Here is a 12282-nt window from a genome sequence, read left to right as displayed (position 1 = left end):
GAGTTTTTGCCCACATGGCTCGAATCTCCGGATACCGCATTCAATGAATGCTTGAGTATGAGCACTTGAGCAAAATCCAAGCCATTTGGCATAGGTAAAGTCCGGGCTCAGTAATTGCACTCAAACGGTATCTTCGAGTCGTGAAAAATGCCCCTACAAGGGGTTCGCTCACCCAAAATTTTGGGCTAAACCACCCAAGGACCAGGGTTCGAGGGCTTCCTTCAAGAGATGACGTTTGCGGTGATGGTGCCACCGGGGTGGCGGCTTTCGGCTGTGGATTCAACCTGTCGAAGATTCTCATGTGGTGTTAATTGAGGCTCGCAATGAACGCTACGTGACGGGCCAGACGTTGAGCGCTCACCAGCCGTTGCCGATCACTCGCTCCACCTTCCGGCCAACCTGCACACTTGGGAGGCTATTAGAACGTTACCCGCAACAAACCCACGAGACCGTTCTCATGCGTGTCGCTGGCTAATTGGCCGTTGTAGATCAGGCCCAGGCTGGTACTCGGGGTCAGAGCGGCTTCTACCCCCAAATTGACGACCGTCACGTCCTCGGCCAGCGGTACCCCGGGGATCGCGAATATATTGGTGGTCCGGGCGAATGCGTTTTTGTCGGAGGGTTCGAGGTCACCGAACGTGTGGCGCCAGCCCAACCCGCCCTTCACTCTCATGGGCACGTTATTGGCGAGGAAGGCGTAGCTGGGTCGCACCCCCAAGGTGCTGTACGTCACGTCGTTGTTGCTGCTGTCCACTGTGAGAGCGGCAGGCCCACCTTGTTCGGTAAACCCATCGGCGCTCACCTTTACCCATGCGATGTCGACATACGGTTCCAGCACCACGGGCCCCGCGTTTAATTTGTACCCGACATCGCTGAAAACCTGAGTGGTATTGGCTGAGTAATCGGCGTGAGGAGAGTCACTGAAACTGTTGAAATTCACCGTCCTGCGAGTATCGATCTCATTGAATGTGTAGCTGGTGCCTGCCTTGAGCGACCACGGCCCGAGCAGCGTACCGACGTACGCGCCGAGGGTGTAATTGTCGCCATCGGCCGAGCCGTAGTGCGCGTCTGCATTGGACCGCGTGTAACCGAGCAAAACGCCCAGTGTTGTGGTGTCGGTGATGCGCGAGTCAAACCCCAGGAACGTCCCGCCGGTATCAACCGACAGGTCACCTTGTTCGCGGTGGGCACCGACACCTTGCAACCATGCGGTCAGGTTCGGAGCCAGTTGCACCGTGTTGCCCGACGCTTGGTGGGGAGTGATCGGCGCACCCAATGGCGTGTTGAGACGGTCAAAGACCGCGTCCCGTACGAAGTGGCTGTCCTCCAGCATCACGGTCATGAGCGATGGGTTGAGTTGACCGGACAATTGATCGAGAGCAACCCGGATTTCACCCACGGTGGGCAACAGGATGATCCCACCGAGGATCGGGTTGTCTGGCGGTAACTCATCCACGGCGCCCCCTGTTGATTCTTGAGGTGGGGTGATCGCTATCGGCGGTTGTGGTGTGCCGCCAATAGGCACCTGATTGCGGGCGACGAGGAAGTAGGCATTGTTCTGGTCGTAGGTGAGGCTGACGGTCGACAGCGGCAGCTGTCGGGTCGGGTAATTGAACGTGCCATTGACGCCGCCGTCGGCGGTGAGGATCGCATACCGCTGGTTCACCACCGGGATAAAGCCGTTGAGTACGGTGGTGGCGTTGGCATTGTTCAGCGTAGCGACGCCAGTGGCGTGAATCAGGTCGTGCGCGCCGCTTGGATTGAAGTCCACGATGTAATTGGCCGTGGGGGCGGTGGTCAGGTTTCCGGCGATGCTGAGGGTGCCGGTAGAGTTGCGGGCGGGGCCTGGTGAAACAACGCCGCCGATGGTGCTGCTCGGTAGTGTGCCGGTGCCGCCGAGGAGGGTTCCCGAGTTGGTTATCAGCTGACTGGAGCTTGCGATTGAGCCATTGACGAACAGCAACCCGCTGTTCAGGTTGGTCGTACCTGTGTAGGTGTTGTCAGCATTGAGAGTCACCAGCCCGCCTGGACCGCCATCACCGTCCAGGGCCAGAGAGCCGGAGCCACTGATTACGCCGTTCAGGGTGAAGCCGGTATCGACAGATTGTGTGAGTGTGGCGTTGCCGGTCAGGGTGACCGAGCGGCTTGTCGCAAAAGTCTGCTTGGTGTTGAGTCTGCCGTCGCCGATGGTCAACGACCCAGTTGAGGCCCCGAGGTTGTTATCCGCGTTGACTGAAAGAGTACCGGCGTTGATGGTGGTGCCGCCGGTGTACGTATTGTCTCCGTTCAGTACCAGCGTCCCACCGCCGTTCTGGGTCACACCACCGTTCCCCATGAGGTTATTACCGATGACGATCAGGTCGGAAGAGTTGCTGATCAGGCCGGGGCCGCTGAAGGCAATTGGAAAGCCTACTATTACGTAATCTTGACCGTTGGCTGCGAATACCCAAGATGATGGGCCTACCCCTGGCGGGAAGGCCATTTCGACCCTGTTAGCGCCGAACTCGCGAAACAGAGCGTCCTCTCCCGCTGTATCGGGGGGACCTTGAGGCGTCCAAGACCCGGGGCACGTATAACAACCAAACCCCGTCCAGACGAAAGTTTCGGCAAATACCGGTGACACCTGCGCTAATCCGATCGTGAACACCAGGATAGGTAGATAACGCGCCACGTTGCTCTCCTCCGTTAGAACAGGGCAACTGATCGCGTCATGCGCAGTGCAGCCAGTCGCCTGTCAGTCCGAGTTGTCCCCCTTCGCGTAGAAGGCAGAGAACAGGTTAGTCGGGATATCCCAGACTCACCATGAACCAACGGCGCATACGTTTTCACAGCCTGGTTCGCTAGCGTTCCTCGTCAGAGGCAGAAGTCGACCAGAGACGCTTTCCCCCCCTTCATCAACGGTGCGTTATGAACGTCGGCAAAGGGTTGTGGATTCAACCCTTCGTGACAGGCAGAAAACGGCCGATTGTGTTGAAAAAGTCGACCGGATCAAATGGGTAATGCATTGAGTGGTAAAAACTTCATTTTTGTACGCTGCTACGTAAAATCTGAGTCCTGATCCTTCTGTGCGTAGTGTGGATTTCAATCTCAGACGCGTACTTTTCTGACCCAAAAACCGAAGCCGACTTTTTCAACACAATCGGCCAAAAGCGGTCGCTCAAAAAAGAATGGCAGCGTCAAAACCGGCAAAACTCTAACGTGGCGCGCAATCCTGTGGGGGTACGATTCTCTAGTTCAATCTGGCCGCCAAAGCGTTCCGCAATGGCCCGAACAATGGTCAGTCCCAATCCTGCACCTTGGTCATTTCCGCGGCTGTAAAAACGCTCAAAAAGCCGATCGTGATCTTCTTCGTTGATACCCGGTCCCTCGTCCTCAACAGACAATTCATAGCAGTTTTCTTTTTTGGTCAGCCTTACAGTGATCAATCCATGCGCAGGGGAGTACTTCGCCGCATTGGTTACCAGGTTGTTCAAGGCAATATCGATGGCTGTCGGGTCGACTTTCACCAGATTAATGTCATCGCTGACATCAAAAACCAGTTCGAGATCCCGGCTTAGTAGCCAGGGCGTTAATTGAACCAGACTGTCGCGAACGGTGGCTGTCAGATCAATCGCTGCAGGGGGGCGTGTTTCTGCTTGAGGTTCGATGCGCGCCATCGTGAGTAATTGATTAACCAATCGGCTGGTACGGTCCACGCCAGAAATCAAGTGTTCAAGCGATGCCCGACGATCTTCTTCACTCCCCGGCTCCATCAGGTTTTGGGCATGCACCCTGAGCACGGCGAGCGGTGTACGCATTTCGTGTGCGGCGTCAGCGATAAAGCGCCGCTCACGCCCCATGACTTCCTGAATCTGCGCGAGCATTCGGTTGAGGGCTGCCTGCATGGGTTCAAGCTCAGTGGGTAACGGCGTCAATTGCAAGGGTTCGAGTGAGCCGGGCTGCCGGGCCCGCAACGTTGCAGCCATGTTGACCAAAGGTTTCAGTCCCCAGCCGATGGCGAGCCAAATCATGGCGGCCAGCAAAAGACTTCCCAGAATATTTGGCCACAAGGTGTGGCGTACGATCCGGTCCACCATGTCCGATCGGACGTCATCTCGTTCGCCCACCCAGATGCGCAAACCGTTCTGCTTGTCTACCAGAAGGAAGGCACGCCAGTGGCGGTTATTGAGGTCCACCACATCACTGAAGCCGGTTATCGACGGGGGAGCGTTGAATGAGGGTGCACTGGCGGTATGCACCAGCACTTCACTTTTACGATTCCAGACCTGAAAGGCAATTTTCGTTTCATAGGGATGCCCGTCGACTCTGGGCTCTGCCTCGCTCAGGGCCTGATTGAAGGCTTGATAGAGATCAGCATGGTCTTTGCCGGCCATTGGCATGCGCATGATGCCTTGCAGCAGGCGAGCGTTTTGGGCCAACTGGGCATCATAGACTTCGGCAATTTCGTGGTTGCTGTCATGCAGGTTGAACAGGCTAATCACCGCGAGACCGGCGAGCATCAGGCTAATGATTAATGTCAGAGTGCGACGCCTGATCGAAGTCATTTACGTCTCCTCCACCAGGTAGCCGACACCCCGGATGGTGCGGATCAGGTCGGTGGAAAATTTTTTGCGCAGGTGATGAATATGCACTTCCAGTGTGTTGCTCTCGGCTTCTTCGCTCCAACCGTACAGTAATTGCATCAGATGATCACGGGTCATCACCCGGCCGGGTGGCGAGAGCAATTCGTGGAGCAACTGGTATTCCTTGGGTGTCAGCGCTACCGGCTCGCCCTTATAACGCACTTGCTGGGTGCCCGGGTTCAGGGTGATGCCTGCGTGTTCGATCAACGATTGCGCGCGGCCAGCACTGCGCCTCAAAAGCGCACGTATACGGGCTTTCAGTTCTGCCAGGTCAAAAGGTTTGATCAGGTAATCATCGGCCCCGGCATCCAGTCCAGCGATGCGGTCTTCGGTGGCATCACGTGAGGTAAGGATCAGCACCGGCAGATCGGAGCCACTGTCACGCAATCGTCTCAGTACTTCGAGACCGTCCATGCGCGGCAGGCCAAGGTCGAGTACTGCCAGATCAAAGGTTTCACTGAGCATCGAGTGCAAAGCGCTACTGCCGTCCTGCAACCAGTCGACGGTGTAACCTTCACGGCTGAGGGCCTGATCAATGCCCTCGCCGAGAGCCACGTCATCTTCTATCAGTAGTAAGCGCACACGGACTCCTGTCAGCTGAGTTTCTTGTTAACGTCGACCAACAGCAATTCAATCTCTTTGCGGCGCCCGGCATCGGCAGTTTCTCGGCCAGGACGAGGGGCAGCCAGCAGGGCTTTTTGCAGGGCAGCTTTGGCGTCAGGGTAGCGCTTTTGACGGTAGAGGTGATCACCCCAGAAGTACAGGGGGTCGATACCATTCGGGTTCATTCGCAAGGCAAGTTCGAGCAACTGTCCGGCTTTGTCCGAGTCGCCGAACCCGATGGGCCAACCCGGCACACGGTCATACAGGGCGCCGAGGCTGGTGTAGGCTGAGCCTTGTAGGGCCTTGGGGTCCAGGGCCAGCGCTTTTTCCAGATCCGCTTTCGCATCCTTGACCTTGCTCAGCGCCCCGAGCCCGCCTTGGGCGCCGGCCCAACTGCTGGTGACGATGCCGGACCAAATCCACGCTTCAGCCAACGTTTGGCGTTCTTGAGTAAAGTTTGAAGCTTGCGCGGCAAGCTTTTCAAATGCGGCGGTTCGTTGCCCCTCCGGCAATTCGTACTGAATGTGCGCCCAACTTTGCTGGATACCATTCAGGCGCTGCTGATCGGCAGCATCCAGCGCCCAGACACTTTGGCTCAAGGCTCCGAATAGCAGACATACGATGAGCTTTTTCATGGTTTGAGATTCTCCGGGTCTGTTTTCTGGCTCAGGCGGCGGATCAGCGGTAACTGCTTGCGCAAGCCACGGTCCACCAAGTGGGGCAGCAAACTGTTGAGGCGTACAAAAAAACGCTCGGGCCAGCCCAGGTACAAGTCGCGACGATCACCGGCAATGGCATGCATCACAGCGGCTGCCACGGTTTGCGGATCATCGACATTGGCTTTGAGCGCATCATTCAGCGCTTGGGCTGCTGGGCTGTTCATGCTAGTGCGGGTGGCTCGCGGGGCGACATAGAGCACACTGACTCGTGTGTCTGCCAGCTCCCGGCGCAGGGCTTCGGAAAACCCGCGCAGGGCAAATTTGGTCGCGCAATAGCTGGCGTAGCCGGGGTAGCCAATGGAGCCATACGTGGAGCCGACGTTCACCACCATGGCGCTATCAGCCTGCTTGAGCAGTGGCAGCAGGATTTTGGTCAGGCAAATCGGCGCACTGATGTTTACCGCCAACATCGCATTGATCTCGCCGTCATCCAATTGTTCGAGCATGGCGAAATGATTGACCCCGGCGGCATTGATCAGCAGGTTGATGCCCCCCATGCTTTCGGCCTCTGCCAGCACCTCGCGGCGCTCGGCGAGCAAGGTCAGGTCGACGCCTACCCAGCACAGGTTTTTGGGGTAGCGTTTAAGCAAAGGTTCCAACGGTTCTCGATGCCGGGCCACTGCCAACACTTGGGCGCCACTGACGCACAGCGCTGTGGCGATGGCCAGCCCAATGCCGCCACTGGCACCCGTCAATACGACACGTGCTTCAGGCAAGCGCATGCAGATTCTCCCCGTCCCGCGGCAAGCCACGGAACATAGCGGTGTAGAGCCGGTAGACCACTTTGGAAGCGTGAACGACGGCAGCCTGATCGTCCGGATCCTCCAGTCTGTTCATCAGTCGGCGGTAGGTCTGCATATGTTCGATATCCAGTGAGCCGTGGGAACTGAGGTAGCTGAAGGCGCTTTCCGGCAGATCCAGGCGTTCGCGAATGCTGCCGGCGGCGTGGGTAGCCAGGGCGATGCTGGTGCCTTCGAGTACGTTGACCATGCCGAACAACCCCACCGGGTTGTCCCGGGCAATCAGGTCATAGAGGAAGCTGACCATCAATTCGATGGGCAAGGACGGTCGCCTGTTGAGCACTGCCCCTCTGTCACCACCACACGCTTCAATATCGTTGAGTACCCATTGTTCGTGGCCATATTCCTCCTCGATGTACTCGCACACCGCTTCACGCAGCCATTCCAGACGTAACGGCAGGCGCGCACCGCAGGCCATCATCAACGGCACGGTATGGCGCACGTGGTAATAGGCCTGTGTCAGAAAGGCCCGATAGCTTTCAAGACTGACGTTACCTTCCAGCGCATCTCGGATGATCGGCAAGTTGAACAACTCAATGCGCTCTTGTTCAGTGGCTTCTTGCAGCGTCTCGAAAAAACTCATAGCGCGGACTCCTCGGAAAATGCAGATGGGGTCAGTTGTGCCAGATAGCGCTCGACGATGGCGTCACGGCGAGGGCGGCCGTTGGCAGTCAGCAGGCAATTGGTAGGCGTGAAGGGTTGAGTCAAGCGGGTCCAGTGATGGACCTGGGCATAATCGGGCAGCGCCTCGTTGGTCTGAGCCACGGCGGCGGCCAGTTGCTCATCCGTGCAGTCCGCGCGGTGCGGCCAGAGCAATGCATGGTTGTGTGGCATGGCTTCGCCATAGACGAAGGCCTGAGCGATATGACGACGCTGAGTCAGCTCTGCTTCAACCCACTCAGGGTTCACGTTGCGACCGAAACTGGTGACGAACTGATGCTTCCTGCGTCCCTTGATGTAGAGAAAACCGTCGGCGTCGAACTCACCAAGATCGCCACTGGGCCACCACTCGGCGGTGTGCGGCGCTTCGCCCAGGTAACCCAGCAAAGTGGCCCCCTTGATCAGCACTTCGCCGTCACTGTCCAGACGAATGGTCACATGGGGCAATGGCCGTCCGACACTGCCCAGGCGCCGTGCTTTCGGCTGACTGAGGCATACCACCGACGCACATTCCGACAGTCCGTAACCTTCGTAGACCGGCACTCCCACGCGCTGTGCACGCTGGAGCAAATCTTCGGAAGTCCGGGCACCACCCACTGCGGCAAAACGCAGGTGCTGTGGATCGAAAGCTTTCTGTTCGGCTGCGCTGACCAACACCAGCAGCAACTGCGGCACCAGAATCAGGCTCTGGGGGGATCGGCTGGCCAGGCATGCCAGCAGTTGCTGCACATCCACACCGCTGGCTCCCTGCATGCCCAAGGATTTCTGGCTAGGCAGGCTTAAGGTCGCGCCCGCGTACAACGCGGCATAACAACCGATGTTCTCCAGCAAAATGGCCAACGGCAGCAGGGCCAAGTGGTGTTGTGGATTGGTGGGACTGCTGGCCAGATCCAGCTCACGGGTGACTCGCAAAATACTCTCGGCACTCAAACACACACCTTTGGGGGTGCCGGTAGTACCCGAGGTGAAGGTGAGTTTGGCCGTATCTTCATGCATCCGGTTTGAGCCACTGAAGGTGCGGCGCCAGAACTCGCCGACCTTCTGATACCCGGCCGCTTGCAGTTCGTCGTGCAGTGACGGCCCGGCAATCACCCGTTCGGCCTGGCTTTGTTCCAGGCAATGCTTGCGTTGCGCCGGACTGAAAAAAGGCGGCAAGGTCACGCAGGTCAAGCCTTCGAACAACGCGGCCAAGTCCCAGAGCATGGCTTCGACGCCATTATCCAGCGCCAATGCAACGACCTTGACCTTTTCATCGCGCAAGCGCTGTTGGCGATACACAACTTCGGCATACAGCGTGGAGTAGTCCACCTTCAACTGATCGTCCCACAACGCGGTAGCATTGGTTTTACGCTCGGCATGGTTGCGCAGGGTTTGTCTAAAACGTTCCATTTCAGGCGACATGGCAAGATCCCTCAACAGAGGTTGGTAAACCGAGGCGACTAAACAGGCCGATATTGCGTAAATGAATGAATCCGGCGCGGATGTTGCCAACGTGGATCCAGGGTTTGCTTTCGTAATAGCTGCCCCAGGCGTGACGGTCCTCACCCAGTCGCGCAGGGTCGGCAGCGCACAGCGTCACAGGCTTCAAACCCAAGCGATGAAAGCTGTTCACCAACCCCAGGTTTCCGGTAAAGGCCACCCATTCCAATCCACCCATGGCTAGCAGATAGGTCATTGCAATGATGCTCATCCGTGCACTGCCGGTGTCGTTGGCTGCCAGATTCCCTACCTCGACAATGGCTGATCGATCTACGGCCTGGCCGGCAGCATCACTGATCAGCGGATCAATCGCCTCGTCGAGGTAACCCTCCAGAAACAGCGGTTCGGCGCTTGCCAGACGTACACCGGCTACCGCGCACAGCACGCCGGACGCATCGCACATGCCAAAGAGTTCCGGCATGAAATGGCGAATGTCGGCACCGTGGGCCTTGCGAAAACGTTGCTGGATAAAGGCTTCGAAGGCAGACCGTTGCGGGTCGTCCCGCAATGCTCTGACGAGATGCGACTTCGGTGTTTCGGCATTACCGAAGTGCAGCGGCAACTGAATATTCCAGTTGAAATCGGACATTGGAAAACGCCTCCCCATATCAATTGGGGAGAATTATCAAAGGCATGTCTTAACGAAGTCTGAAGATGACAAAAAGATTGACCAAATGCGGTCTTCAGATTGCCTTAAGGCTGCGCGGGCAGCTTGGCGACCTTCGTTTCGGTGATAGCCGGAACCAGGCCGCTCGAATGACTCGGCGGCCAATGACTTGCACGAGGCCTACGATGACCCGCGATAAAATCCCACAGCGCTACGGCACACTGTCGATCACGTTGCACTGGCTGATGCTGGCGCTATTTGTTGGCGTATACGCCTGCATCGAAATCAAGGGGTTGTTGCCCCGCGGAAATACCTTGAGGGGTATGTTTCTCGGGTTGCACAGTTTGTTCGGCATGAGCATCTTCGCCCTGGTCTGGGTCCGCCTGTTCGGACGGCTGACACCGCGCCCACCGATCACTCCGGCGCCATCTGCCTGGCAGACCGGGGTTTCGCGTCTGATGCAGACGGCACTGTATCTGCTGATGATTGTCACTCCGTTACTGGCTTGGCTGATGCTGGTAGCAGCAGATAAACCGATACCTTACTTCGAGTTTTTCCTGCCGGCGCCGTTAGCGGTCAATCCTGACCTGGCCAAGCAATTCAAGTACTGGCACGAACTGCTCGGCAGTGCCGGTTACTGGCTGATCGGCCTGCATGCAACGGCAGGGCTATTGCATCATTATTACGTAGGTGACAACACTTTATCCCGGCTGCTACCAAGGCGTTAACTGGCTTTGCCTTGATTTTGGCTGCGTGTGTCCATGGGCTTGCGTTGGGTCATTAATGGACACTCGGGAGCAACGGTACTTCGTCAAAGCATTAAGCAATCAAGGGCCGTGCTGGGTTGATCAACTCGCTCAGGGCTGGGGTTCTTCCCGAAAAAATTCGCTTTGCTTTACATTCCCCAACAGCCCGCTGCAAGAAATCTGTCTCAGCAGCGGGTGGACAACACTTTTTGAAAGTCGCCGATAAATTTGATGAAGCAGAGTCGCAGTTATGCTGAGTGAATAATGCAGGCTTGGCAGTGGCCAGAGCCGCAATACCACATACTCCTAATGACGGCCTTGGGTCGTTTTCAACAAGTCGCGACAGGCAGTAATCATCCAGTTCGCTCTTCCCAGAGAGATCTCGCCGCCCTCGTCCCGAAACCTTCTCGCCCGCTTGAACCTTCCAAGTAATCCCCATCCGTTGCTGCTGTAGCAGAATCCTCAAAAAAACAAAATAATTGCACTTGGCCATTTCGTGTCCAATTGGTTTTAGCCGTGAACGCTAAATTGGCACGTGTCGATATCAGGCAAGGAGGTGGCGTGAACAGGCTACTGAATTGTCGAACAAGCCGGGTAAGGTGGCGCCTTCTTTTCATAGAAATAACCACATCGCGACGATGGGTTTGATAAGAACTACAGCGTTTGAAGGGTGCCACTTTCAGGAAGCGGCAGCAGGAAACGATGATGATCCGTTGCCCCCATACATTCGCTTAAATGTCGATCAGCAGAGAAAAAAACCAATGATTAGCCCGAACTCCAAGGATTCGAGTGGCCAATTGGCGCAGGGCTTCAAGCTTCGTCACGTAACAATGCTGTCCGCAGATTGCAAACCGGAACGCTTCGGCCGGGGTCGTATCGGGGTTGCCGAAAGGAATACCAAAGCTGCGACTGGATGCCACCGGCGACTGTCCTCTCTGCATGCGCCACTCGATAAATTTACGCACGCTCTCATTAATTAGCCCGGGCGCTCCGCAATGCTCGAGTGCTGCAACCCTGACTTCGCGAAAATCCACAATTCGTATCTGCATGATGATGTTCCTGGAAAAATGAGGGATGGTGAACACCGCACTCCAGACCTGCCAATTCAGTTGCTTCCTGAATGCACTCGGCGTCATGCCAAACGCCCGCCTGAACGCCCTGGAAAATGCTTCGAGGCTTTCAAAACCCGCACCGAAAGCGGCGTCCAGCACCGAGTAATCCGCGAGGGAAGACAAGCAATGCGCCGCGCGTCGTAGTCGCATCAGTTGCACATAACGTGAAACAGGCACGCCCACGAACGCGGTGAATTGTCGATGGAAGTGAAACGCCGAAAAATTCGCGACTTGACTCAACGTCTTCACGGACAAGTCACCTTCAAGATTGGCGTCGATGTAGGCGAGTACCAGGTCGAAGCGTTTTGTGTAGGCGGCGTTGCTCGGCAAGTCAGGCACTGGATGGAGGCTCCGGGAAATACGGTAGGCAATAGAGTCGCCTATAGCGGCGTGCCCGCGCCTAGCCGTGCTTGCTCAGATCGCGATTGAATTGCCTGTTCGATGTGGCCGCTTTGGATGCACCGTCTTGAAGGCTACCGGGCAGCTCATCCGAGCCTGCGATTGTAAATCCTGTACGACCGACAGCTTAGCCAAAAGCTGCCTGTCGGTGTACGCGGTGCCAGAGAGCGAACTTCGTCGGCGACCACGACAAAGCCTCGCCCCAGCTCCCCCGCCCGGCCTGCTTCGATGGCGGAGCGCCAGTAGGTTGGTCTGCTCGGCAACCCAATTGCAAGGTGCCCGCGATTGCCTGTGATGTCGCTATAGAACCAAGCCACTTGCATCTCCAGCTGTGCTCAGGACACCAGTTGTTCAAGGTCAGCGAGGAAGCGATCTTGGTGAGTCTGCTTTTTCTTGCCGGTGTATTTGAGTTTGGATAAGTTCTTCTACATGGCGCGCAACAAGGCACACGGATAGGGTGACTGGTTGACAGTGCTTCGGTGTGCCAAGGGAGCGGCTAGCTTTCTCTTTCGCGTCGCCATAAGTAAAACAAATA

At 56.7% G+C, this 12282-nt stretch carries 9 protein-coding genes and 3 pseudogenes; 1 reads left to right on the top strand and 11 read right to left on the bottom strand.

What is annotated here, in order from left to right; translation table 11 throughout:
• Positions 1 to 418: 418 nt before the first annotated feature.
• The 8 genes from BMS17_RS30480 to BMS17_RS20835 all read right to left on the bottom strand — a co-directional run bounded on the left by BMS17_RS30480 (position 419) and on the right by BMS17_RS20835 (position 9472).
• A complete protein-coding gene (locus BMS17_RS30480; protein WP_218191605.1) occupies positions 419 to 2320 on the bottom strand; it encodes an autotransporter domain-containing protein in 1902 nt (633 codons plus the stop codon).
• A gap of 856 nt (positions 2321 to 3176) precedes the next feature.
• Positions 3177 to 4544 carry an ATP-binding protein gene (locus BMS17_RS20865; protein WP_077431634.1) on the bottom strand — a complete coding sequence of 456 codons (1368 nt, stop codon included), beginning with the start codon at positions 4542 to 4544 and terminating at the stop codon, positions 3177 to 3179.
• Positions 4545 to 5204 (bottom strand): response regulator, encoded by a 660-nt coding sequence (locus BMS17_RS20860; RefSeq protein WP_077431633.1) that lies wholly within the window; start codon positions 5202 to 5204, stop codon positions 4545 to 4547. It abuts the gene before it with no gap.
• An 11-nt stretch (positions 5205 to 5215) separates the two neighbouring features.
• On the bottom strand, positions 5216 to 5860 hold the full coding sequence (locus BMS17_RS20855; protein ID WP_077431632.1) for a hypothetical protein: 645 nt from the start codon (positions 5858 to 5860) through the stop codon (positions 5216 to 5218).
• Positions 5857 to 6666: an SDR family oxidoreductase gene (locus tag BMS17_RS20850; RefSeq protein WP_077431631.1), complete on the bottom strand. Its 810-nt coding sequence runs from the start codon at positions 6664 to 6666 to the stop codon at positions 5857 to 5859. The genes BMS17_RS20855 and BMS17_RS20850 overlap by 4 nt, the downstream gene beginning before the upstream one ends.
• Positions 6653 to 7327, bottom strand: coding sequence for a TenA family transcriptional regulator (locus tag BMS17_RS20845; RefSeq protein WP_077431630.1), 675 nt, complete (start codon positions 7325 to 7327; stop codon positions 6653 to 6655). The genes BMS17_RS20850 and BMS17_RS20845 overlap by 14 nt, the downstream gene beginning before the upstream one ends.
• Positions 7324 to 8805, bottom strand: coding sequence for an AMP-binding protein (locus BMS17_RS20840; RefSeq protein WP_077431629.1), 1482 nt, complete (start codon positions 8803 to 8805; stop codon positions 7324 to 7326). Before BMS17_RS20840 ends, BMS17_RS20845 begins: the two co-directional genes overlap by 4 nt.
• A complete protein-coding gene (locus tag BMS17_RS20835) occupies positions 8795 to 9472 on the bottom strand; it encodes a thermostable hemolysin (RefSeq protein ID WP_077431628.1) in 678 nt (225 codons plus the stop codon). Before BMS17_RS20835 ends, BMS17_RS20840 begins: the two co-directional genes overlap by 11 nt.
• Before the next feature lie 203 nt (positions 9473 to 9675).
• Between BMS17_RS20835 and BMS17_RS20830 the strand changes: the two genes are divergently transcribed.
• Positions 9676 to 10218, top strand: coding sequence for a cytochrome b (locus tag BMS17_RS20830; protein ID WP_077431627.1), 543 nt, complete (start codon positions 9676 to 9678; stop codon positions 10216 to 10218).
• A gap of 851 nt (positions 10219 to 11069) precedes the next feature.
• Here BMS17_RS20830 and BMS17_RS20825 read toward each other — a convergent pair.
• The 3 pseudogenes from BMS17_RS20825 to BMS17_RS30395 all read right to left on the bottom strand — a co-directional run.
• Positions 11070 to 11687: pseudogene (locus tag BMS17_RS20825) on the bottom strand (GyrI-like domain-containing protein); the annotation flags it as partial.
• A 209-nt stretch (positions 11688 to 11896) separates the two neighbouring features.
• A pseudogene (locus BMS17_RS30710) lies at positions 11897 to 12011 on the bottom strand (methyl-accepting chemotaxis protein); the annotation flags it as partial.
• A pseudogene (locus tag BMS17_RS30395) lies at positions 12008 to 12172 on the bottom strand (IS5/IS1182 family transposase); the annotation flags it as partial. The pseudogenes BMS17_RS30395 and BMS17_RS30710, both read right to left, overlap by 4 nt.
• Between the last annotated feature and the right edge of the window lie 110 nt (positions 12173 to 12282).

This window comes from Pseudomonas sp. C9 (assembly GCF_002000165.1).
Classification (GTDB): domain Bacteria; phylum Pseudomonadota; class Gammaproteobacteria; order Pseudomonadales; family Pseudomonadaceae; genus Aquipseudomonas.
The sequence above is the reverse complement of the archived record's forward strand: the minus strand, read 5'-3'. Positions and strand labels throughout refer to the sequence as shown.